At 63.6% G+C, this 23328-nt stretch carries 22 protein-coding genes; 13 read left to right on the top strand and 9 right to left on the bottom strand.

Translation table 11 applies throughout. The annotated features are described in order from the left end of the window. The first annotated feature begins 32 nt into the window (after positions 1 to 32). Positions 33 to 965 carry an N-carbamoyl-D-amino-acid hydrolase gene (locus tag JQ600_RS12010; RefSeq protein WP_212388956.1) on the top strand — a complete coding sequence of 311 codons (933 nt, stop codon included), beginning with the start codon at positions 33 to 35 and terminating at the stop codon, positions 963 to 965. Beyond that, on the top strand, positions 966 to 1625 hold the full coding sequence (locus JQ600_RS12005) for a flavin reductase family protein (RefSeq protein ID WP_212489930.1): 660 nt from the start codon (positions 966 to 968) through the stop codon (positions 1623 to 1625). On the opposite strand, the gene JQ600_RS12000 is transcribed toward JQ600_RS12005, so the two are convergent. Further along, the gene (locus tag JQ600_RS12000) at positions 1619 to 2281 is read right to left on the bottom strand and encodes an aspartate/glutamate racemase family protein (RefSeq protein ID WP_212388954.1); all 663 of its coding nucleotides are present in this window, start codon (positions 2279 to 2281) and stop codon (positions 1619 to 1621) included. The genes JQ600_RS12005 and JQ600_RS12000 overlap by 7 nt on opposite strands. 204 nt (positions 2282 to 2485) lie before the next feature. Between JQ600_RS12000 and hydA the strand changes: the two genes are divergently transcribed. The 8 genes from hydA to nikE all read left to right on the top strand — a co-directional run bounded on the left by hydA (position 2486) and on the right by nikE (position 12467). Next, positions 2486 to 3955 (top strand): dihydropyrimidinase, encoded by a 1470-nt coding sequence (gene hydA, locus JQ600_RS11995; RefSeq protein WP_212388953.1) that lies wholly within the window; start codon positions 2486 to 2488, stop codon positions 3953 to 3955. Between the two features lie 31 nt (positions 3956 to 3986). Beyond that, the gene (locus JQ600_RS11990; RefSeq protein ID WP_212388952.1) at positions 3987 to 4964 is read left to right on the top strand and encodes an NAD(P)-dependent oxidoreductase; all 978 of its coding nucleotides are present in this window, start codon (positions 3987 to 3989) and stop codon (positions 4962 to 4964) included. A gap of 1 nt (position 4965) precedes the next feature. Then, positions 4966 to 5727 carry an SDR family oxidoreductase gene (locus tag JQ600_RS11985; protein ID WP_212263761.1) on the top strand — a complete coding sequence of 254 codons (762 nt, stop codon included), beginning with the start codon at positions 4966 to 4968 and terminating at the stop codon, positions 5725 to 5727. Then, positions 5724 to 7157, top strand: a complete 1434-nt coding sequence (locus JQ600_RS11980; protein ID WP_212388951.1) for an NAD(P)-binding domain-containing protein — start codon at positions 5724 to 5726, stop codon at positions 7155 to 7157. The genes JQ600_RS11985 and JQ600_RS11980 overlap by 4 nt, the downstream gene beginning before the upstream one ends. Positions 7158 to 7296: 139 nt before the next feature. Further along, positions 7297 to 8913: an ABC transporter substrate-binding protein gene (locus JQ600_RS11975; protein ID WP_212263763.1), complete on the top strand. Its 1617-nt coding sequence runs from the start codon at positions 7297 to 7299 to the stop codon at positions 8911 to 8913. Between the two features lie 13 nt (positions 8914 to 8926). Continuing rightward, the gene (locus JQ600_RS11970) at positions 8927 to 9958 is read left to right on the top strand and encodes an ABC transporter permease (protein WP_212263764.1); all 1032 of its coding nucleotides are present in this window, start codon (positions 8927 to 8929) and stop codon (positions 9956 to 9958) included. Then, a complete protein-coding gene (locus JQ600_RS11965; protein WP_212263765.1) occupies positions 9955 to 10803 on the top strand; it encodes an ABC transporter permease in 849 nt (282 codons plus the stop codon). The genes JQ600_RS11970 and JQ600_RS11965 overlap by 4 nt, the downstream gene beginning before the upstream one ends. Further along, complete coding sequence (nikE, locus tag JQ600_RS11960) at positions 10800 to 12467, top strand: ABC transporter ATP-binding protein (protein WP_212388950.1); 1668 nt, start codon at positions 10800 to 10802, stop codon at positions 12465 to 12467. The genes JQ600_RS11965 and nikE overlap by 4 nt, the downstream gene beginning before the upstream one ends. 54 nt (positions 12468 to 12521) lie before the next feature. Here nikE and JQ600_RS37240 read toward each other — a convergent pair whose 3' ends face one another. Together JQ600_RS37240 and JQ600_RS11955 are read right to left on the bottom strand one after the other, a co-directional pair. Next, a complete protein-coding gene (locus JQ600_RS37240; protein ID WP_283815730.1) occupies positions 12522 to 12653 on the bottom strand; it encodes a hypothetical protein in 132 nt (43 codons plus the stop codon). 765 nt (positions 12654 to 13418) lie between these two features. Continuing rightward, positions 13419 to 14612, bottom strand: coding sequence for a GNAT family N-acetyltransferase (locus JQ600_RS11955; protein ID WP_212388949.1), 1194 nt, complete (start codon positions 14610 to 14612; stop codon positions 13419 to 13421). 129 nt (positions 14613 to 14741) lie between these two features. Between JQ600_RS11955 and JQ600_RS11950 the strand changes: the two genes are divergently transcribed. Further along, entirely contained in the window at positions 14742 to 15794 is a 1053-nt protein-coding gene (locus JQ600_RS11950; RefSeq protein ID WP_409410654.1) for a polysaccharide deacetylase family protein, read from the top strand. A gap of 9 nt (positions 15795 to 15803) precedes the next feature. Here the strand turns inward: JQ600_RS11950 and JQ600_RS11945 are convergent, their stop codons facing one another. Further along, a complete protein-coding gene (locus JQ600_RS11945) occupies positions 15804 to 16010 on the bottom strand; it encodes a DUF2842 domain-containing protein (protein ID WP_192733494.1) in 207 nt (68 codons plus the stop codon). Positions 16011 to 16117: 107 nt separating this feature from the next. Between JQ600_RS11945 and JQ600_RS11940 the strand changes: the two genes are divergently transcribed. Then, entirely contained in the window at positions 16118 to 17209 is a 1092-nt protein-coding gene (locus JQ600_RS11940) for a COX15/CtaA family protein (protein ID WP_212388947.1), read from the top strand. 120 nt (positions 17210 to 17329) lie between these two features. Then, positions 17330 to 18142 (top strand): FTR1 family protein, encoded by an 813-nt coding sequence (locus JQ600_RS11935; protein WP_212388946.1) that lies wholly within the window; start codon positions 17330 to 17332, stop codon positions 18140 to 18142. 3 nt (positions 18143 to 18145) lie between these two features. On the opposite strand, the gene nadC is transcribed toward JQ600_RS11935, so the two are convergent. The 5 genes from nadC to JQ600_RS11910 are packed head-to-tail and all read right to left on the bottom strand — an operon-like array spanning position 18146 to position 23127. Continuing rightward, entirely contained in the window at positions 18146 to 19015 is an 870-nt protein-coding gene (gene nadC / locus JQ600_RS11930; protein WP_212388945.1) for a carboxylating nicotinate-nucleotide diphosphorylase, read from the bottom strand. Beyond that, complete coding sequence (locus JQ600_RS11925) at positions 19012 to 20565, bottom strand: L-aspartate oxidase (protein WP_212388944.1); 1554 nt, start codon at positions 20563 to 20565, stop codon at positions 19012 to 19014. Before JQ600_RS11925 ends, nadC begins: the two co-directional genes overlap by 4 nt. Then, positions 20562 to 21548, bottom strand: a complete 987-nt coding sequence (nadA, locus tag JQ600_RS11920) for a quinolinate synthase NadA (RefSeq protein WP_212388943.1) — start codon at positions 21546 to 21548, stop codon at positions 20562 to 20564. Before nadA ends, JQ600_RS11925 begins: the two co-directional genes overlap by 4 nt. Positions 21549 to 21602: 54 nt before the next feature. Next, positions 21603 to 22619 (bottom strand): NUDIX hydrolase, encoded by a 1017-nt coding sequence (locus tag JQ600_RS11915; RefSeq protein ID WP_249135844.1) that lies wholly within the window; start codon positions 22617 to 22619, stop codon positions 21603 to 21605. Further along, the gene (locus JQ600_RS11910; RefSeq protein ID WP_212388942.1) at positions 22591 to 23127 is read right to left on the bottom strand and encodes a hypothetical protein; all 537 of its coding nucleotides are present in this window, start codon (positions 23125 to 23127) and stop codon (positions 22591 to 22593) included. The genes JQ600_RS11915 and JQ600_RS11910 overlap by 29 nt, the downstream gene beginning before the upstream one ends. Positions 23128 to 23328 lie beyond the last annotated feature (201 nt).

Here is a 23328-nt window from a genome sequence, read left to right as displayed (position 1 = left end):
CGCCTTAAATGGAAGCGCCCAGAAAGGTATCCATGCGCGTCATCAATGTTGCCGCCGCCCAGTTGGGTCCGATTCAGAAAGCCGACAGTCGCGAAACCGTCGTCAGGCGCATGATCGCACTGATGGATGAAGCCAAGGCGAGGGGCGCCGATCTGATCGTCTATCCAGAGCTCGCCCTCACCACGTTCTTTCCTCGCTGGTACATGGAGGGCCAGGCTGAGGTCGACACGTGGTTCGAACGCGAGATGCCGAATGCTGCGGCCATGCCGCTGTTTGAGCGCGCCGCCCGGCACCAGATGGCGATGAGCTTCGGCTATGCCGAACTGACAGCGGACGGACATCACTTCAACACCTGTATTCTCACCGATAAGTCCGCCAGAATTGTCGGGACCTATCGCAAGATCCATCTGCCCGGTCATTCGGAGTTCGACACGAAACGCGCGTTCCAGCATCTGGAGAAGCGCTACTTCGAACCCGGTGATCTCGGTTTCAACGTCTGGCGTGCACTCGGCGGAATCTTCGGCATGGCCGTCTGCAACGACCGGCGCTGGCCGGAGACCTACCGCGTGATGGGGCTGCAAGGCGTCGAGATGGTGCTGATCGGCTACAACACGCCTTCGGTCAATGCCGAGAAGAGCGAGGAGGGGCCCGAGAAGCGGCTGTTCCACAACCGGCTGTCCGCACAGGCCGGCGCCTACCAGAACTCTACCTGGGTCGTGTGCGTTGCCAAGGCCGGCGTCGAGGATGGCCACCCCTTGATAGGCGGCAGCCTGATCGTCAATCCGGACGGCGAGATCGTCGTCGAGGCGAAAACCGAAGAGGACGAGTTGCTGGTTTACCCGTGCGACCTCGACGCCACCGATTTCGGCAAGAAAACCATCTTCAACTTCGCCAACCACCGCCGCATCGAGCATTATGGCCTGATCACCAGCCGCACCGGCGCGGTGCCGCCTCCGGAAAACTAGATGTCCGGCATCTCCTTCCGCGAACTTGATCCGCACGACCGATACAAGTTGCTGTGCGGGGTCGTGGTGCCACGGCCGATCGCGCTGGTCACCACGCTCGACGAGAACAACAAGGTCAACGCGGCACCGTTCAGCTTCTTCAATGTGTTCTCCGAAGATCCTCCGCTCGTGGTGCTCGGCTTACAACACAAGGCCGATCACAGCCCCAAGGACACCACCCGCAACATCCACCGCAGCGGAGAGTTCGTCGTGCATATGGTGGACGAGGCGTTGGCGACCACCATGAACGACTGCGCGATCGACTTTCCCTCCGGCAACAGCGAGGTGGAGGCGACGGGCCTGGCGACATTGCCGTCAGTCGATATCGCCGTGCCGCGGCTGGCGGCAGCTCCCTTCGCGCTGGAGTGCAGGCAACATGTCGCCCTCGCTTTCGGACCCGGGCGCGAACTCCTGGTTGGTGAGGTGCTGCGCCTGCACGCGCGCGACGGCTTGGTCGACCGGGAGAGGATGTACGTCGATTTCGACGTCTATCGTCCGATCGGACGCCTGTTCGGCAATCTCTACGCTACCCAGCGCGATACCTTCGCGCTGACGCGCGAAAGCCACGCCCAGTGGCTTGCACGCAGCGGTGCGCGTGAACCGTCCGGCGAAAGTCAGTGATGGGCGAACTGTACCGCACCCAAAGCCATGGTCACGGCCGCCTGCGTCGGGTCGATCACGGGAATCCCGAGCGCCTGTTCCAGCGGCCTTCGGTGACGCGCCATGCCGGCACAGCCCATCACGATGGCGCCGGATCCGTCTTCGTCCTTGAGCGCGCGCCCGACCTCGATCATCTTCGCGAGCGTTCCTTCGCCCGACGCCGTCTCCGCCACGCTCATGTTGAGCGGGCGCTCCCGCGTCAGGCGATCCATCAATCCCATCTGCCTGAGGTAACGGACGTGGCGGCGAATCGAGCGCTGTGCGATCGCAATGACGCCGAAGCTTTCGGCGCGCGCAAGCGCCGTCAGCACGCCGCATTCGGCGATGCCGAAAACGGGCCGGTCCGTCGCTTCGCGGCAGACATGCAGGCCCGGATCGCTGTAGCAGGCAATGACAAAGGCGGCCGAACTGTTGTCGCCTTCGACAAGACGGCGCAGCGGCATCGCCACGCCATCGACGTCGGCCTGGCTTTCGATCCCGTAAGGCCCTTCAGCCAAAGTTTCGCAGACGATCTCCGGTCCGCCCTCAAAGCCGAGCGGCTTGAGTGCCTCTTCCAGCCCTTGCGTCACGAGGCGATTTGAATTGGGATTGATGACGAGAATGCGTTGCCTGGACATCATGTTTTCCTGCTGGACGGTGCATCGGCCGATGCCGTGGGGCCGAGGCGCAAAGAGATTTCGATGGAAGCAATGACCATGCCATCGAGCGATGCATGGTCCACTGTCTGCTCCCAAAGCGCAAGGGAGTGTAGCGACACGATCTGTGCTTTTATGCAGCGGACGCCCGACTTGCGATTCAGGACCTGACTTGGAGAGTTTGCCATGACCGAACCCGCCTACGACCTTCTCATTCGCGGCGGACGCGTCGCGACCGTCAGCGACGTGTTCGAGGCCGATGTCGCCATTTCCGGCGAGACGATTGTTGCTGTCGGCCGCGGCTTGCCGGCCGGGCGACGCGAGATCGATGCGCGCGGCAAGCTGGTGCTGCCCGGCGGCGTCGACAGCCACGCCCACATCGAACAGCTATCGGCCGCGGGTATCATGAACGCCGATACGTTCGAGAGCGCGACGGTCTCGGCGGCCTTCGGTGGCACCACGAGCGTGATCTCGTTCGCGGCCCAGCACGTCGGCATGAAACTGCCGCAGGTGCTGGAGGACTATCATGCGCTGGCAAAAAAGGGCGCGGTGATCGACTACGCCTTTCACATGATCATCGCCGATCCGACAAAGGAAACGCTGGAGACGGATCTGCCGGCATTGATCAAGCAGGGCCATGGCTCGATCAAGATCTTCATGACCTATGATCGCCTGAAGATCGATGACGAGCCGCTGCTCGACATTCTGCTGACGGCGCGTGACGGCGGCGCGATGCTCTGCGCCCATGCCGAGAATCACGGGATCATTTCCTGGATGGTGAAGCGGCTGCTCGCGCGCGGTTATACCCATCCGAAATATCACGCTATCAGCCACGCCCGCGTTTCGGAAGCGGAGGCGTTCACGCGGTTGATTGGCATGGCTGCGCTGATCGACCAACCGATCATGATCTTCCACGTCTCGACGGCGGAAGGCGCCAGGGTGATCCGCGATGCGCGCGGGCAGGGGCTGAAGGTGTTCGCGGAGACCTGCCCGCAATATCTGTTTCTCACGGCCGATGATCTCGACAAGCCCGGCGTGGAAGGCGCCAAATGGATGTGCAGCCCGCCGCCGCGGCGCGCCGCCGACCAGGAAGCGCTGTGGCAGGCGTTGGCGCTCGGCGATCTCCAGACCGTGTCGTCCGACCACGCGCCGTACCGATTCGACGAAACCGGTAAACTGCGGGCCGGCCCCAATCCTAATTTCAAGCAGGTGGCGAACGGTTTGCCGGGCCTTGAAGTCCGGTTGCCGCTGCTGTTCGACGCCATGGTTTCCAAGGGGCGCCTCGGAATCGAAAAGTTCGTCGAACTGACCGCGACGGCACCTGCAAAGATCTACAATCTGCATCCGCGGAAAGGCTCGATTGCGGTTGGCGCCGATGCGGATATCGCGATCTGGGACCCGGCGCGAGAGGTGACGCTGAGCGATGAGATGATGCATGACCTCACGGGCTATACGCCCTTTGCCGGCCGCAAGCTGCGCGGCTGGCCGGTGACCGTGCTATCGCGCGGGCGCGTGATCGTGTCGGACGGCAAACGTTCGGTCGAAGCAGGCTCAGGGCGTTTCCTCGCACGCACGGGAGGAGAGGCGGCGAAACCGACCGGCCGGCTGGTATCGGATATGGACCCGGAACAGAATTTCGGGGCGAGGCTCCTGTGATCTGTCCGCCGCGACGAGTTCGGATTGAGAAATGAGAATCCTTGTTTTCGGCGGCACCGGTTTTGTTGGGCTCAATATCGCCGCGACATTGCTGGCGCGCGGTCATGCGGTGACGTTGTTCGACCGCGCGGGCTTGCCGTCTGACGCAGCCAGGTATCTTGCCTCTCACGCGGATCGGCTGACCGTCATCCAGGGCGATATCACCGATCAGAATGCCGTCGGGCAGGCGATCGCAGCCAGCTATGAGGCGATCATTCTCGGAGCCGCAATCACGGCCGGTCCGGAGCGCGAGGCAAAGGATCCCGAGACCATTCTGCGGGTCAATCTGCTGGCTCAGACGCCGGTCCTGATCGCGGCGCAGCGCACTGGCGTCAAGCGCATCATCAATCTGTCGTCCGCGGCTGCCTACGGCGCCAGCGCATTTGGGAATGCGGTGCTTGATGAGGAGACGCCTTGCGATCCGGTTTCACTCTACGCCATTACCAAACTCGCGTCGGAGAAAGTGGCCGCGCGCCTTTCCACCCTATGGCAATGCCAAATCGTCAGCGTACGGCTGAGCGCCGTATTCGGCCCGTGGGAGCGGAGCAACGAGGTGCGCGACACGCCAAGCCCGCAGGTGCAGATTCTGGCTGCGATGCAGGAGAAACGCGAGGCCGTTCTGTCACGTCCGGGCATCAGGGACTGGATCTATGCCGTGGATGTCGCGGAAGCCGTGACGTTGCTGATCGAGGCGGAGCGGCCCAAGCATCAGCTCTACAATATTTCGACCGGCGTGGAATGGCCGGCGCTCCAATGGGGGCAGGAATTGGCCGCGCTGCGCCCCGGTTTCATTTGCAGGCTGACCGATGCCGGTGAAGCGGCGACGATCGACCTGCATAGTCCAGCCGACCGGGCGCCGCTTTCGGTCACGCGCATGGCGGAAGAGTTCGGCTGGCGCGCGCGGTTCGGCTGCGCCGATTCCGTCGTCGAACTGAGCAACTGGTGGAAAGAACATCGAGGGAAAGCCTGACATGAGACTGACAGGGCGGACGGCGATCATAACCGGCGCTGGCTCCGGCATCGGCCGCGCCAGTGCGGCGCTGTTTGCGAAGGAGGGCGCCTTTATCGCGTTGGTCGATCGCGACAGTGCGGGTTTGCAGGAGACGCTGGCGGCGATCGACGGCGTGAAGGGTGAAGCTTCATTCCATGTCGGCGATGTCGGCGAGGCGGATTTCGCGCAAACTGTGGTTGGCGATGTCATAGCGCGGCGCGGCCGCCTCGATGTGCTGATGGCCGCGGCGGGCTTTTCCTGCGGCGGCACGGTGCTGACCACCGATCCCGCCGATTGGGATGCGGTGTTCCGCACCAATGTCGGCGGCACCTGGCTCTGGGCACGCGCGGCAGTGCCCGAGATGCAGCGGCAAGGCAGCGGCTCGATCATTGCGCTCGCCTCGCAACTGGCGATAGCCGGCGGCAAGGGCAACAGCGCCTATATCGCGGCCAAGGGCGCGATCATCAGCCTTACCCGGACGATGGCGGTGGATTTCGCCACGGACGGAATCCGGGTCAACGCGATCGCGCCGGGCGCCATCGACACGCCGATGCTGCGACGCAGTTTTGCTCGCCATGCCGACCCTGAACCAGTGCGTGAAGCGTCCCGCAACCGCCATGCCATGAAGCGATTTGGCCAGGCGGAGGAGGTGGCCCAGGCCGCGCTCCACCTCGCCAGCGATGCGTCTTCCTTTACGACCGGCACCGTGATGGTGGTGGATGGCGGATGGCTCGCGGCATGAATAGCTTGCTCGCTCTCGAAGCCCAGGTTCGCGCCGATCTTGCCAAGACCGCGCATCCGGATGCTGCGTGGCTGACGCCGAAGCTCGGGCCCGACGGCAGACCGGCGCTGGACGTGCTCGTGGTGGGCGCCGGGCAATCTGGGCTCGCGACGGCGTTTGGGCTGATGCGCTCGCAGGTGAGCAACATCCTCGTGCTCGACAAATCCGAGGAGGGGCAGGAAGGACCGTGGCTCACTTACGCCCGCATGCATACGCTGCGCAGTCCGAAGCATTTCACCGGGCCCGATCTTGATATTCCCAGCCTGACTTATCAGTCCTGGCACGAGGCGCGGTTCGGCGAAGAGGACTGGCGCAATCTCGACCTGATTTCACGCGCGCTGTGGGCGGAGTATCTGCTCTGGTTCAGGCGCATCCTGGACCTGCCGGTGCGGAATGGTTGCGAGGTCGTCGAGATATCGCCTGCGACCGGAGGATTGCTCGCGGCCAAGGTGCAAACGGCTGATGGTTTCGATACTGTCTTTGCGCGCAAGATTGTGCTGGCGACGGGGCAGGAAGGCATGGGCGACTGGACCATTCCGGAGCCGCTACGCCATCTGCCGTCGTCGGTTTGCGCGCATGCGGCCCAGCCGATCGACTTCGCCCGCTTGCGCGGCAAGAATGTTGCGGTGATCGGCGCCGGCGCCTCGGCCTTCGACAATGCAGCGACCGCACTGGAGGCAGGCGCGGCCGAGGTGGATCTGTTTTGCCGCAGGGCGGAGATCCAGGTGATCCAGCCCTACCGCTGGCTCACGTTCCGCGGCTTCCTGCGTCACTTCTGTGATCTGGATGATGCCTGGCGCTGGCGCTTCATGCGCGCTGTTCTGGAGATGCGGGAAGGTTTTCCGCAAGCAACCTACGACCGCTGCGCGCGTCATCCCAATTTTCGCCTGCAGGAGGGGGCACCGATCGAAGCCGCCACGCAAACGGCTTGCGGCGTCGACTTGCAGACGCCGCGGGGCGTGTTCGCGGCCGACTTCGTGATCTGCGGCACAGGGATCGACATGAATTTTGCCGGCCGGCCCGAACTGCGAAGCAGCGCCGCCAACATCGCGACCTGGGCCGACCGCTACCAGCCGCCGCCGGACGAGCGCAGCCCGCGGCTCGGGCGTTTTCCCTATCTCGCTGACGACTATGCGCTGATGGAGCGGGTCGCCGGTGAAACACCATGGATCGCGAACATTCATGTCTTCGCGATCGCCTCCACCATGAGCTTCGGTGCTTCGGGCTCATCGATCAATGCGATGACCACGGCCGTGCCGAAGCTGGTGCACGGGTTGACACGCGGCCTGTTTCGCGCGGACATCGAGCGGCACTGGGCTTCGTTCAAGGCGTATGACGTGCCCCAGGCTGTCGTCGTGCGGCAAGCATCCACGACGGGTGAGGAACGGTGAACGGTTTTCAACCGCGTTTGGGAAGCTCGGCTCATACCTACTATGCTCCTGCCTCTGGCGGTTCCGGTTGGCATATCCCTTGCTTTAAGTTGATGTTCTCATTCAGAAAATAAACCTGACAATATAGGGAATAAGTTCGATGGGCGTTACAGGATCCAGGCGTCTGCTTTCGGCGGTAGCCTTTGTCGCGTTTTCACTGGCCGCCGGATCGGTGCAGGCACAAACGCGCGCGGAAACGCTGCGCTACGTCACCGGCGCATCGGTCAATACGCTCGAGCCGAATGTTCCGGGTTCGACCCGCGAAGCCTTTGCGGTGAGTCTCAGCACCTACGACCGGCTCGTGTCATTTGGCCGCAAGCAACTCAATGGCAAATGGGTGTTTGACCTCAGCAAGATCACCGGAGAGCTGGCGGAATCCTACGAGGTCAGCCCGGACGGGCTGAAGATGACTTTTCGCCTGCGCAAGGACGCGAAATTCCAGGACGGTACACCGGTCACCGCTGATGACGTCAAGTGGTCGCTCGACCGCGTCGTCACGGCGCCGATCCTCGGCAAGGCGCAGCTTCTCACGGGATCGTTGACATCAGCCGATCAGTTCAAGGTCGTCGACCCCTTGACCATCGAGGTGACGCTGCCGAAGCCGGACAAGCTGGCCTTACCGAATCTCGCCACCGTCTACCCGATCATCATCAACTCCAAGGTCGCCAAGTCGCATGCGACGGCAGAGGATCCCTGGGCAACGGCGTGGTTGAAGGAGAACACGGCCGGCAGCGGCGCCTACAGGATCGAGACGTTCAAGCCGGGTGAACAGGTGATCATGGTGCGCAACGAGGCCTGGAACCGCGGCACGACCGACAAGTCGGCGTTCTTCAAACGCGTCATCGTGCAGTCGGTGCCGGAGCCGGCGACGCGCGCCAATCTGGTCGAGCGTGGCGACGCCGATATCGTCGTCGATCTGCAGGCGAGCGACGTCCAGTCGCTCGAAGCCAAAGCCAAGCTGAAGGTGATCTCGACGCCGCAATACAATTCCGTCACCTTCGTTTCGATGAACAATCAAATCCCGCCCTTCGACAACGTCAATGTGCGCCGCGCCGTCGCTTTTGCGCTGCCCTATGACGACATGTTCAAGGCGGCGCTGTTCAGCCGCGGGTCGCCGCTGTTTGGCGCAACATGGGCTGATGGCAAGCCATCGAGCGGCGCCTATCCTGTACCGCAGCCGGTGAAACTCGACCTCGATAAGGCCAGGGAATATCTGAAGGCGGCCGGCATGCCGGACGGCTTCTCGACCACGTTCAGCTTTAACGTCGGTCAGGCTTCCACCGCCGAGCCTATGGCTGCGCTAGTGAAGGAGTCGCTCGCCAAGATCGGCATCAAGGTCGATATCCAGAAGCTGCCGGATGCGCAGATGTCGACGCAGATCAACGAGAAGAAGCTGCCTTTCTTTACCGAGGGCATCGTCGCCTGGTTGCCTTCGCCAGACTATTTCTACCGCAACTTCTACACCGGCAATCAGCGCTGGAACTACTCGTCGATCAACAATGCCGAACTGGTGGAGATCGCGCAGAAGGCCCGCTTCGAACCCGATGCGGCCAAGTATGAGGAAGACGGCAGGAAGCTCAACGCCATCCATTTCACCGAGATGCCGCAGATTCCGCTCTGGCAGCCCAGCCAGGACGCGGTCATGGCGGCCTCGGTCGAAGGCTACACCTACCAGTTCCACCGGCAGGTCGATTATCGCGATCTCAGTCGCAAGTAACCCGGCGGGTACGATGGCGGCCTTTGGAGCAACGGTGATACGGGCGGGCAGGCGTTTCCTGTCCTCGCTGCCGGCGCTGTTTGGCGTGCTCGTGTTCACCTTCCTGCTGATGCGGGTGCTGCCGGGCGATCCGGCGGTGTTCTTCGCCTCCGGGCCGAACTCCGGCAAGGAGGAGATCGAGGTCATCCGCAAGCAGATGGGCCTCGACAAGCCGATGCCCGAACAACTGATGCTCTATCTCTATGACGTCGGCAGCGGCAATCTCGGTCGGTCGATGATGACCGGCCAAATGGTCACGAAGGATCTGCGCGAGCGGCTGCCGGCCTCGCTGGAACTGACGCTTACGGCGCTGCTGATCGCGCTGGTGTCGGCGGTGCCCCTCGGTGTGCTGGCAGCGCTCAGACCGGGCTCCATCATCGACCACGGCGTGCGATTTTTCTGCGCGCTCGGTGTCTGTGTCCCGACATTCGTCTCGGGCCTGTTGCTGATCTATGTTTTCTATTACCTGCTCGGGCTTGCGCCTGATCCGACCGGCCGGGTCGATATCTTCGCATCGCTGCCGCCGAGGCGAACCGGTTTCCTGTTGATCGATTTCCTGATCGCCGGCGATTTCGATGGCTGGTGGGCCGCCTTCCGGCAACTGATCCTGCCGGCGCTCAGCATGGCGCTGTTCGTGGTGGCGCCGCTGGCGCGCATCACGCGCGCCTCGATGCTGGTCTCGCTGGGCAGTGATTTCGTGCGCACCGCGCGCTCCATGGGCCTTCCGTGGTGGAAAATCGTCGTCACCTATGCACTGCGCAACGCCATCCTACCGGTCATCACCATCGCCGGCATCGTGTTCTCGACCATGCTCGGCGCCAATGTGCTGGTGGAAAAGGTATTCTCGTGGCCGGGCGTCGCTTCCTACGCGCTCGATGCGTTGCTGTCTTCCGATTATGCGCCGGTGCAAGGCTTCGTGCTGCTGATGGCGACCGTGTTCGTGATCGTCAATTTGTTGGTGGACATCCTCTATGGTATCGCCGATCCCAGGGTGACAATCGGATGACCAGTGCGACATTACGCCATGCCGGCTGGATCCTGCGCGGCAATCCGCTCACCGGTGTCGCCGCGACCGGCGTTTTCCTGCTGGTGTTGATTGCGATCTTCGGGCCCTGGATCGTGCCGTACGATCCGATCGTCTCGAATGTATCGCAGGCGCTGCAGCCGCCGAGCGCGGCGCACATCGCAGGCACCGATCAGCTCGGCCGCGACGTATTCAGCCGCCTCATCGTCGCCGCACGACTCGACCTTGCCATCGCCGTCTCGGCGGTCGGGATCTCCTTTGCCATCGGCGCCGTCATCGGCGCGATCTGCGGCTATACCGGCGGCCGTCTCGATCGCGGCGTCGGCCGCTTCGTCGACGTCGTGATGGCCTTTCCGCTTTTCGTGCTGGCGATGGCGATGGTCGCGGCCCTCGGCAACCGGGTCGAGAACATCATCATCGCGACCGCCATCATCAATCTGCCGTTCTACATCCGCTTTGCGCGGGCGGAGGTGAACGTCCGCCGCAATGTCGGCTGGGTCGAGGCGGCGCGCGCCTGCGGCGACAGCCACATCTCGGTCGTGCTGCGCTTCCTGCTGCCGAACGTGCTGCCGGCCATGGCGGTGCAGATATCGCTCAATCTCGGCTGGGCGATCCTCAATGCGGCCGGACTGTCCTTTATCGGTCTCGGCGTCAAGCCGCCGACGCCGGAATGGGGCATCATGGTTGCCGAAGGCGCGCGCTTCATTTCGACAGGCAAATGGTGGCTGGTTGCATTCCCCGGGTTGGCGCTGATGCTGACTGTGCTGTGCTTCAACCTCCTCGGCGACGGGGTGCGCGATATTCTCGACCCCCGCATGCGCACATGACCCCATCGCTGCTGGCATTAAACGACCTGCACGTCACTTTCTCGACACGGCGTGGCCTTGTCGAGGCGGTGCGTGGCGTCACGCTGTCGCTCGGCGAGGGCGAGATGCTCGGCCTGGTCGGCGAGAGCGGTTCGGGCAAGTCCGTGACGGGTTTTGCGATCACGCGGCTGCTGGATGCGGCCGGCCGTATCACGGCAGGCAATATCCGGTTTCGCGGGCAGGACATCACGCGGATATCAGGGAGTGATTTCCGTCATCTGCACGGCGCGGCGATGGCGATGATCTTTCAAAATCCTCGCGCAGCGCTCAATCCAATCCGTGCCGTCGGCGACCAGATCGCCGATGCCATCACGGCTCATAAGCGAATGCCGCGGGATCAGGCGCGCGCGCAGGCGCTGGAACTGTTGCGCGCCGTGCAAATCCGCGATCCCGAAAAGCGGATGTCCGCTTATCCGCACGAACTCTCCGGCGGTATGTGCCAGCGTGTGATGATCGCGATGGCGATTTCCTGTAATCCCGCACTGCTGATCGCCGACGAGCCCACTACCGGCCTCGACGTTACGACGCAAAAGGTCGTGATGGATTTGTTGACCGGGATTGCGGCCGAGCGCGGCATGGCGACCATTCTGATCACCCATGACCTCGGTCTCGCCGCCCGTTACTGTCGTCGCGTCGTGGTGATGGAGCAAGGCCGGCTGGTCGAGGAGGCCGAACCGCTGACACTGTTCCGAGCGCCGCAGCATTCCTACACCAAGCGCCTTGTTGCTGCTTCGCCCACGGCGACGTCCCGGATCGCGGATTTGGTGCCGGAAGAGGAGAGGGGTCGAGAAGTGGCGATCCAGGTCGCACCCAAATCGCCGGCTGCTCCGGGCACGCCGCCGCTGCTGGAGGTGCAGAAACTCGCAAAGCGGTTCGATCAGGGGGCCCCGGCGGTCGCGGACTTTTCGATGATGATCAATGCCGGCGAGAGCGTAGGCTTGGTCGGCGAGTCGGGTTCCGGCAAGAGCACGACATCGCGCATCATCTGCCGGTTGATCGATCCGAGCGAGGGCGAGATCGCGTTCGAAGGACAGTCGATCGGCCATATCCCGGCCCGCGATTTTCACCGCTCGCCGTTTCGCAAGGATATCCAGATCGTCTTTCAGGATCCGAACGACAGCCTCAACCCGCGCTTCACCGCCTTTGACTGCATCGCCCATCCGCTGTTGCGGCTGGGTGGCATGCGCGCCGGCGACGCGCTGCGGCAGCGAGTGGAGGAGTGTGCACGACGGGTCGGATTGGGGGTCGAATTGCTGACGCGCTTCCCGCATCAGCTTTCGGGCGGCCAGAAGGCTCGTGTCGGCATTGCCCGCGCCATCGCCTGCCGGCCGCGCCTCCTGGTGCTGGACGAGCCGACGGCGGCGTTGGATGTATCGGTACAGGCGGTGGTGCTGCAACTGCTCGACCGGCTGCGACGTGAGGATGACTTGGCCTTCCTCTTCGTCAGCCACGACCTCAACGTCGTTCGCATGATGTGCGACCGGACCATCGTGCTGCAAAATGGCCGCATCGTCGAACAGGGCGAGAGCCGGGCGATGTTCGACAATCCGAAAACCGCTTACACACGTGAGCTGGTTGAAGCCGTGCCGCATATCGAGCCGGAACTGGTTGCATCCGTAACCTGATATTGACGGGCGCGACAGCCGCAAAAGCCGCTTTCGCCGACCACCGATAGGCCGTCAAGTCCGGCCCCCGGCGGCCAGCGCGGCATAGAGCGCACGGGCGAGATCGGCGGGGCTTTGACGTTTCAGGCTTTGACGTTTCAGGCTTTGGCGTTTCAGGCTTTGGCGTTTCAGGCTTTGGCGTTCCATCCCGTAGGTCCTCTTTTTCGATGCGCAATGACGGCGGAGTGCGGCAAATCAACCCGACGGGCAAATCAGTTCTGATTTACGGAATTCGTGTCAAGTCGTCCCAAGATAAAAAATATTTCTGTTTTACAGAAGGTCAAATCAGTTTATATGTGAGCCATCCCGTCCTACTCAGAAGGGCGTCGGCCGTCGTCACGGACGTTGGGCGGGTTGCGGTGGACGCTTGTTTGCGCTGAGACGACGGCGTGGACGGGCGTACGGCAAAACCGTGTGGTCCTGGCGCCCGTTGCCGGCGTCAAGCTGTCGGAGAAGCGTGAGCTGAACCGGTGGTGACGGAGTCAACCAAGAACTCGTCTCCGGGGAGATCACGGCATAAGCCGTAAAGCCATTGCGCAGGGAAGGCCGGGTGTTCTCCGCTGCCCTGTATGCTCGTGTGCAGCCTACTTAGTGCAAACCGCACACGGGACCGCGGGTGCAGCGCGCACCCGGTCTTCCCTGCGCCCTCTTGATGAGAGGGCGGGAAGTTTCTGGCAAAGCTCGGGCGCAATGCGTCGCGAGAAGGCGAAGGCGTGTTCAGTGCACAGTGCGGCAACAAATTCCGCCGTCGTCCCGGCCTTGAGCCGGGACCCATAACCACAGGAAGCAGTTTTGCGAAAGGTCTCTGTTACCGAGCTTCTATTGAGAGATCCCGCGGTATGGGTCCCGGCGTTCGCCGGGACGACGAAAGAGAAGCGCCGACATTCTCGCAACTCGTTCTCTTGCCCCGCCTCAACTAAACGCATTCCGCAGCTTCTGCGCCATCTCGAGCAGGGCCGGATTATGCTTCACCATGCGCTTGGTACGGTTCAGCCCCGACATCACGCCCGCGGCGAGCTTGCCGCGCTGGCTCAGCGGGATGAAGCTGTCGAAGATCGGCTCGTCGTCCTTGCAGAACAGCCGCTTGTAATCGTCCGATCCGATGCCGAGATCGAAGGCGCGATAATCTTTGGCTGCGAAGTGATCGATGATGTCGCGCATCAGGATCAGGCCGGGGCTGTATTTCGAATTGGCCGACATCGTGTAGGTGTTGAACATCATCGAGAAACGATGACCGTCGGCGACGCCGGTGAAGATCGCGATCACTTCCTCGTCGCATTCGAGCGCGTGGATGTCGATGACGCGGTTGGCGCCCTCCACGTGCGCTGCGCAGGCGCTGCGGATGAAATCCTCGATGCCGGGCTCGGCGAATACGTCAGGCAGTTTCTGCTCGGCCATCCGCAGCGGCTTGATGCGGAAGAACCAGTCGAGCAATCGCGTGATGTCGGCGTCGGTGGTGGCAACGTGATAGCGAAAGCCGGGCAGGGCCTGCAGCTTGCGCTCCTTGCCCTTCAACCGCTGCCGGAACGACTTGCTGACCAGCGCCGTCGGCGCCGCACCGGGCTCCATCTTCAGCACCGGGCAGTCGTTGGCGGAGGGTTGATGCGGCAGCAGTGCGATCGGGTTCGGCAGATCGCGCCAGCGCAGCGGCTGTTGATGCAGCGCCAGCACGTCGGCCTCGGAACGTTGCGAGATGGCCGCGATCAGGCCCTCGATATCGGCCCGCGTTGCGGTCGCGGCAAAATCCATGTCCCACAGCGCCATGTTGAAGGTCGAGTGCTTGCCGCCCATGAAGCTGGCGCAGCGCGCGCCATAGACATGCCTGACCGCGAGCGGCAGCAGCATCAGCGGCCGGCGCTCCGCGTCGTAGGCGATCACGATGAAGGGGGTGAGGCCTTCGCGCGCGCCGACATTGCGCTGCCAGGCGCTGACGAAGTCGAAGCGCTGAAAGGGCGTGGAGGATTGCTGCTGCGCGTTTTCCAAGCCGCGCCAGATCGCTTCGGCGCCTGTGAGATCGCGGATGATGTCGATGCCGGCGATGCGCCCCGGTTTCGACCAGGTTTGCGTATCCGCCGTTCCGTTTTCAATCGCGGCAGCCATGGTCATCGCAGAACCCTGTAGGAAATTGTTTACAATTTTCGGCTTTGGCGCGACCTTCGCAGGGAAATGTCAACAAAGAGTAATAACAATGCGGGCGCGGCGGGGCACCGCGCGACCGTGTTTGGGGGCGGGACGTTGGGTCAGGACGTCGGGTTTTTGAAGCGGGCCCAAATGGAGCTCGCTTATTTCAGCGGCTACGCGCGGCTGAAGCAGCGCGGAAGCGGCGGCGCCGGTGTCGTGCTGCGGTTCGAACGCGTGCGCGGGCGGCAGCCGCGACGGTTCCAGCCGCTCAAGGCGAGCGAGATCACCCCGCAATTTCTGGACCGGATGATCCGGGCTGTGAAGCGCTGGAAATATGACATCGTCTCGATGGACGAGGTATGCCGGCGTGCGGTCACGCTGCCGACGGCCAATCGGTTTGTCGCGCTGACATTTGACGGCGGCTACAAGGACGTGATGACGGCGGCCTATCCGGTGCTGGCGAAGCACGCTGTTCCCTTCACCGTTTACCTCCCGACGGCGTTTCCGGACGGGCTCGGCGAGGCATGGTGGCTGGCGCTGGAAGAAATGATCGCGCGGGAAAACCGCATCAGCCTCGTGATCGATCGCAAAGAGCGGCATTTCGCGACGCGAAGCGCTTCCGATAAATATCAGGCGTTCGAATTTTTTGCGAGCTGGATGCGGACGCTGTCGCCGCCGGATCTTTCATTCGCCATCAACGATCTCTGCAAGCGCTATTCGGTCGACCTTGCGGGCCTGTCGCGCGGCGCGTCGATGGACTGGGACGACCTGACCAAGCTCGCGGCCGATCCGAACGTGACGATCGGCAGCGCCACGGTGAACTATCCGGTTCTGTCGAACCTGAAAGACGCCGACGCCCAGCGCGAGATGGCGATGGGCAAGGCGGTGGCGGAAGCGGCCTTCCACTGCACCATCAAGCATTTCGCCTATCCGTTCGGCGATCGCGACGCCTTTCGCCGGGCGCACGTGGCGATGGCGCAGGAGATGGGTCTCGCCAGTGCGGCAACCGTGTTGCCGGGCGTGGTCGCTTCGAAGGGATATACCAATCTGCGCGCGTTGCCGCGCGTCGCCTGGGACGGACGGCAGCGTTCGCTGCGCATGATGCGGGTGATGCTGTCGGGGGCGTTTCTTCCGCAGGTAAAGGCGAAACGAACCAATTGGGGGTGAGTGCAAAATTCAGGCGTCGGGCCGCGACATCCAGCTGATGATCGGCATCGCCGGCAGCACCCATCCAAGGCCCGCCACGACGTAGAAAATCGATTGCAACAGCCCGGAATTGGCGAGCCAAGGCGTCTGCGCGATGGTCATGCCGAGCAGAGACCAGACCACGACGAGCACCAGCAAGAAGATGGTTCCGACGAATTTGCGGGTACGGATTGTCATGGCGGATATGTGAAGCCTTTAACGAGCTTAGAGCCTGTTGCGCGCGGGAAGGGGCGGACTATAAGGGGCGCAGCAATTCAATCAAGCATGGGCATCGAACGGGTTCAATGACCGGTATTTCCGCCAACGAGGGGCCTCCAAACCGCGCTGTCAGATGGTGGCTGTTTGCGGTCGCGGCCCTGATCGCGATCATGGTGCTGGTCGGCGGCGCCACGCGGCTGACTGAGTCCGGATTATCGATCGTCGAGTGGAAACCCGTCACTGGAACCTTGCCGCCGTTGACCGATGCGCAATGGGCGCAGGCGTTCGAGGGCTACAAGACCATTCCGCAATACCGCGAACTCAACGCCGGCATGACCCTGGCCGAGTTCAAGACCATCTTCTGGTGGGAATGGAGCCACCGGCTGCTCGGGCGCGTGATCGGCGCGGTCTATCTGCTGCCGTTCCTGTTCTTCCTCTGGCGCGGCATGCTCGGCACCGAGCTGAAGCGGCGGTTGTGGGTGATCTTTGGCCTCGGCGCGCTGCAGGGCGCGGTCGGCTGGTGGATGGTGGCCTCGGGCCTCACGCAGCGGGTCGAAGTCTCGCAATATCGGCTGGCGGCGCATCTGATGCTGGCGCTGGTGATTTTTGCGGCGATCGTCTGGACATTGCTGCGGCTGACGGATCGGCAGCAAGCCGCGGCGTCGTCGCGACTGAAGGTCACCGGCGTGGCGTTGCTGGCGCTGACCTTCGTGCAGATCTATTTCGGCGCGCTGGTCGCGGGCCTGCGTGCGGGCAGGGTGTACAACACCTGGCCGCAGATCGACGGCGCCTTCATTCCCTCCGCGGCGCGGCTGTTCTTCGAAGATCCATGGTGGCGCAATCTGTTCGACAATACGCTCACGGTGCAGTTCGAGCATCGCATGACCGCCTATGCGCTGCTGGCGCTGGCGGTGCTGCACGCGATCGATGCGGTCGCCTCGCGCACCGGGACGGCCGTGGTCCGCGGCGCCTGGTGGCTGGTCGCCGCGATCGTCGTGCAGGCGGTCCTCGGTATCCTCACGCTGCTGCACCAGGTGCCGATTGATCTGGCCCTGGCCCATCAGGCGGTTGCGATGGTCGTCCTGACGCTGGCGATTTTTCAGACCGAGCGGCTGGTCGCGCGCCGCACCGAGCCCGGCCCGGAGAGATTGGTTCAGCCGGTGGGGCAGCCCGGCTGAGATGGGAGAATTCTAAAGCTATTCTAAGCTGTCGTGAGCGCTTGACGCGCTTGTGTCGGACGTTGCGCTTTACTTGAATCATCCGGACGATAAAACGAGCCGGAAATCAGGGTTTCCATTATGTCTTCAGCATTCATCCAGGCCGCCGTCATCCTGCTCCGCGAGGGGCTTGAAGCCATGCTGGTGATCGCGGCGCTTGCCGGCTATCTGAAAAAGGTCGGCTCCGCGCACCGTGTCGGCGCGCTGTATGGTGGTGCGCTGGCCGCGGTTGGCGCCAGCTTCATCGCCGCCTGGCTGTTTGCGGTACTCAATTCCGGCGACCACAGCGACGTCCTCGAAGGCGTCATCATCCTGTTCGCCGCCGCGTTGATGCTCTATGTCAGCGGCTGGCTGATGGTGAAGCAGGATCCGCGCGGCTGGCAGGATTATCTGGCGCACAAGGCCGACAGCGCGCTGGCGCAGGACACGGTGTGGGCGGTCGGCGCGCTGGCCTTCCTCGCGGTGTTCCGCGAGGGCGCCGAAACCGTGCTGTTCATCAATGCGCTGGCGAAGACCGAAGGCGGATGGAGTGCCGGGCTGTTCGGAGGCCTTGCGGCGGCGACGGTCGGGCTTGCCGTGCTGTTCTATTTCATCAATATGATCGCGCAAAAGCTTCCGCTGCGGCCTCTGTTCGTCATCACGTCCGCCTTCCTGTTCGCGATGGCGATCAAGTTCATCGGCGAAGCCGTGCAGGAATTCCAGGAGCAGGCGATCATTACGGTGACCGAGGTCAAGGGCAGCGCGTTTTTCACCGCGATCGGACTCAATCCGAGCATGGAAGCGCTGTCGATCCAGCTGCTGGTCATTCTGTTTGCGCTCGCGACCTTTTCGGTGTTCCAGCGCAATGCTCGCCTGATGCGCGAGGAAAAAGCCTCGGTGCGCGCGGCCGAGTGATCCTCAAGCGGCCTGCCGCTTGAGATCGAGATAGTCGAGCCCGATATCGAGCGCGGCCGAGCTGTGCGTGATCCAGCCGGCCGAAATCAGGTCGACGCCGGTCGCCGCGATCGCCTTGGCGGTGGCGGCGGTGATGCGGCCGGACGCCTCGGTGATCGCCCTGCCGCCGGTCATGGCCACGGCCTGCTTGAGCTCCTCGTTCGACATGTTGTCGAGCAGCACCGCGTCGACGCCGAGTGCCAGCACCTGTTCGAGCTGCGCCAGCGTGTCGACCTCGACCTCGATCTTGACGAGGTGACCGGCATGGGCCTTCGCGCGCTCAATGGCGGTGCGGATGTCGCCGGCCAGCGCGATGTGGTTGTCCTTGATCAGGATGGCGTCGTCGAGGCCAAAACGATGATTGCCGCCGCCGCCGGCGCGCACCGCATATTTTTCCAGCGCGCGCAGCCCCGGCGTCGTCTTGCGCGTGCAGACGATCTGCGCCTTCGTCCCCTTCGCGGCGGATACCAGCGAGGCGGTGGCCGTTGCAACGCCGCTGAGGTGACACAGGAAGTTCAGCGCCGTCCGCTCGCCGGTCAGCAAACCGCGTGCGGGGCCTTCGATGGTCGCGATGATTTCGCCCGGCGCGACGACGCTGCCGTCGGGCTGCTCCGCACGGAGCGTGATGGCTGGCGACGCGAACTGGAAGGCGCAGCGCGCGATGTCGAGGCCAGCCACGACGCCGGGCTGCCGCGCGCGCAGCACCAGCGCGGCCTGCTGGTCGGCGGGAACGATCGCGTCAGCCGTGATGTCGCCGGCGCGACCGATATCCTCCAGGAGGGCGGTTCGCACGATCGGCTCGTACATGATGGGCAGGAGGGGATTGAGGGTCATGATTGGGCACTCCCAAGAGACAGGGTGTCGGATTCCACAATCTCGCGAGCGGCGTCCAGCGCCTCGGAAAGCGAGATCGATGACGGCGTGGCCAACGGCAGCGTGTCGGGATAATCGGTACGAAAGTGCCCGCCGCGGCTCTCCTCGCGCTGGTATGCGGCGACGGCGATCATCAATCCCACCAGCGCCGGGTCGGATGCCGCGCCATCTCTGTGGGCGATCGGCAAGAGGCTATGAACCAGCCGACCGATTGCGCTGCGGTCGCGGAGCACGCCGAGGCCTTGCGACATCATTGGCCGTAAGGTGGATGGATCGGAGGCGGGCAGGGGCGTAAGGGGCGCACGCGCCTTCAATGGCCCGCGGCTTGCTCTGCTGACGCTTCCGGCAACCCACTCGGCGCAGACGATGGCTTCCATCAGCGAATTGCTGGCAAGGCGGTTGGCGCCGTGCAAGCCGGTGCGGGCGACCTCGCCGCAGGCCCAGAGGCCGCCAACCGTGCTGCGGCCCTCAAGATCAACAGCGATGCCGCCCATGTGGTAGTGCACGGCGGGCCGGACCGGAATCGGATCGGTCGCAGGATCGATCCCGGCCATCTTGCAGAACGCGGAGATGACGGGATAGCGCTTGGCAAAATCCTTCCCCGGATGCTTCCGTGCATCGAGGAATACCCGATGTCCCTCAGCGCGGCGGCGCCACACGGCGCGGGCGACGATGTCTCGGGCTGCGAGCTCGGCGCCGGGCTCGTTCGCCATGAAACGCTCGCCGGTCTCGTCGATCAGGGTTGCGCCGTCGCCTCTGATAGCCTCGGTGAGCAGCGGCATCGGCCGCGACGGTCCATCGAACGCGGTTGGATGAAACTGGACAAACTCCAGGTCCGAAAGCCTCGCGCCCGCGTGCGCTGCCAGCGCGAGGCCTTGGCCGAAGCAGCCGGCCGGATTGGTGCTGTCGAGAAACAGTCCGCCGATCCCGCCGGTCGCGATCACGACGCGGCCGCTATCGATGACCAGCGGGCCGTGCGCGTTGACGCCGAGCACGCCCTTGACGGCGTTGTCCTCGACGATCAGCCGGCGCGCCTCGACACCCTCCAGCAGGGTGATTGTTGGGCAGCGGCGTACCGCGGCGATCAATGCCCGCATGATCTCGCGGCCGGTGCCGTCGCCGGTGGCGTGAACGATCCGGTTGCGGCTGTGGGCGGCTTCGAGGCCAAGCCGCCAGCGCCCGTCCGGCCGCCGGTCGAAGGCGACGCCGAGTTGCGCGAGATGTTCGACCGCCGCGGGCGCTGCGTGGACGATCCGGCTTGCGGTGGTCTCATCGCAAAGGCCGGCGCCGACAGCGAGGGTGTCGGCGAGATGCAGCGCAGGGTCGTCGTCCGCACCCATCGCCGCGGCGAGCCCACCTTGCGCCCACAGGCTGGAGGCCTCCGCCCCCAATGGGGCCTTCGACATCACCAGCACCGGCTCCGGCGCCAGTTGCAGCGCCGTCATCAATCCTGCGGCGCCGCCGCCGATGATCACGGGACGGTTGGCCAGCGCTGAAATATCCGTGCTCATATCGCCAGCATCCTCTCGACGGCGCGCCGCGCGGGGGCGGCGATCGCGGGATCGATCGTCACCTGGTGCTGATTGGTCTCCAGCGCATGGCGGATATTTTTCAGCGTGATCCGCTTCATATGCGGGCACAGATTGCAGGGCCGGATGAACTCGACATCGGGATGCAGCACCGCGACGTTGTCGCTCATCGAGCACTCGGTCAGCAGCACGACGCGCGGCGGGCGCTGCTGTTCGACATAGCCGGACATCGCCGCCGTCGAGCCGTAGAAGTCAGCTTCCGCCACCACCTCGGGCGGGCATTCCGGATGCGCCAGAACAGTGACGCCGGGGTGGTTCTCCCGGATCTGCCTGATGTCGTCAGGCGTGAAGAGTTCATGCACTTCGCAGTGGCCCTTCCACGCGATGATCTTCACGTCGGTCTGCCTGGCGATGTTCTGCGCCAGATATTCGTCCGGCAGCATGATGACGCGCTCGACGCCGAGCGACTCCACGACCTTGAGCGCGTTGCCCGAGGTGCAGCAGATGTCGGATTCCGCCTTCACGGCGGCCGATGTGTTGACATAGGTGACGACGGGCGCGCCGGGGTAGCGTTGCCGCATCAGCCGCACGTCCGCCGGGGTGATCGAATCCGCGAGCGAACAGCCGGCCGCAAGATCAGGGATCAGGACGATCTTCTGCGGATTGAGCAGCTTGGCCGTCTCGGCCATGAAGTGCACGCCGGCGAGCACGATGATATCGGCGTCAACCTTGGTGGCTTCGCGCGCGAGCAGCAGGCTATCGCCGACGATGTCGGCGACGCCGTGGAAGATTTCCGGCGTCTGGTAGTTGTGCGCCAGGATGACCGCGTTGCGCTTCCTCTTGAGGTCGAGGATGGCGTCCACATCGCCGGCGAAGGTCGCCCATTCGGGTGGCGGGATCACGCGCTTGACCCTCTCATAGAGCGGCGCGGTGCGGGCGAGGGCGTCGAAACTGAGGCTGGCCATTTATACTCTCCATGAGCATATCATGGCTTATACTTATCCTGAGCATAACCTAAGTCAAGTGCGCGAGAGCGGCAGCTTGGTTCCGGCGACGGCCCGTTCGGCCAGGACCGCGTGGCGGAAGCGGAACAGCTTGGCGGGGCGGCCGACGGTGTCGGCGGCGATTGCGCCAGTTTCCTCAACGAGTTGCTGTTGTTCCATCAGGCGGCGGAAGTTCTGCTTGTGCACCAGTCGTCCTGCAAGCGCTTCAACACTGCGTTGCAGTTGCAGCAGGGTGAATTCCGCCGGCATCAGTTCGAATACCACGGGGCGGTATTTGATCTTGGCCCGCAGCCTGGCGATGCCGGTCGCGAGAATACGGCGGTGATCGGCCGTCATCGGTCGGCCGGGCACCAGCGTGGCCGCGTTGCCGCCTTCGCGAACCGCTTCGGGAATTAGTGCTGCCTCAAAGAGCAACTCGTAGCGTTGCAGCACGAGTTCTTCATTCCACTCGCGGTCTTCGAACCCGAAGGTGATCGCGGCACGCTGCCAGCGCTCCCGCTGCAGCGCTGTGGAGGGGGCGGATTTCGCCCATGCGCGCAGTCGCGGCGTCAGCAGTTTCGCCAGCAGAGAAGGCGGCCCTTCCCGATGATCTTCCCAGGGGAAATAATCATACCAGCCGGACCAATGGGCCTCCGCCCCCTCGCCAATCTCATCCTCGCGGGTCAATCCCAAATAGCTGATCGAGATGCTATGCGGCGACCGGGCATCGCCGGTCCGTCCGCGATCGGCGAAAGTGTACAACTGCTCGACATAGCCGAGTGGATGGCCGGTTTGCGCTTCGACCCACGCCCGCAAACCTGATTGCAGCGAGCGGTGCTTGAACTCGAACGGCCCGCTCGGCAGCGCACCCGCATTGGCGATCGTCATGATCTTGGGTTGGCCGTCGGTCACCGCGACCAGCACGGCGACGAGGTCGGCGGTGATCGCGCGCGCGGAATCCGGTGTTTTGGTTTTTCGCGGTGGCCCTGCCACGTCCAAAAGTCCGTTTCTGTTGCAGTCGCGGCTAGCGATAGCCGTAGACGCCGCCAGCATAAGGCAGGCGGCTCCAATAGGGCGTGTAGGGGCCGCCGTAATAGGGGCCATCATAGCTGTAGGAATGGCTGGTGCCGTAATAGCCCGGAAGCGTGTTGGAGCCCGGCAGCAACGGCACACCGTAGACACGCGGCGCATAGGGGACAACCCCGACCGGCGTGAACAGCACGTCGGGATCGGCTTCCTCGACCACCACCAATTGCCGGCCGCGCCGCACGTAGAGCGGCGCTGCGGCAGGAGCAACCGTGGTCCGGTAATTGTAGTGCGCGCGGGGCAGGCCTGGCGGCAATTGTTTTGTGGCGCGAACCGCGGCGCGCCTGGAGGCGGCGACGTTATTGGCGCGCTTGGTCGCGGTTGGGCTTTTGGCTGACGTGGTAGCGGCCGGGCTGTCGGCAGGCTTTGCTGCTGCGGTGCCATCGGTGGCCTTGGCGGTGCCGGGGCTCTCGTCCGCGGCAGCAGTTCCGATCGCGAAAATAGCGACCAGAAATGGCGTCATCCAGCGCAGCATCGTTTGCTCCGAATCATCAAGGGCGGCTCAGCGCCACTTTATGCCGGAATGACCGTTAATGAGAGGCTTGTGATTTCAGGCCAAATGGCCGGCTGGGAGGCGGCGGTCACCAGCTGTCGTCACCCCGCCAGAATGCGCAATGCTCACGGGGGCGGGTAAACCGATAGGCCGCGGCGTACTGGTACCCCGCTTTCGCGGGGT

The organism is Bradyrhizobium sp. AUGA SZCCT0176, assembly GCF_018130145.1.
In the GTDB taxonomy this organism is placed as follows: Bacteria; Pseudomonadota; Alphaproteobacteria; order Rhizobiales; family Xanthobacteraceae; genus Bradyrhizobium.
Note: the sequence above shows the minus strand (reverse complement) of the source record. Positions and strands in the feature narration are given on the sequence as shown.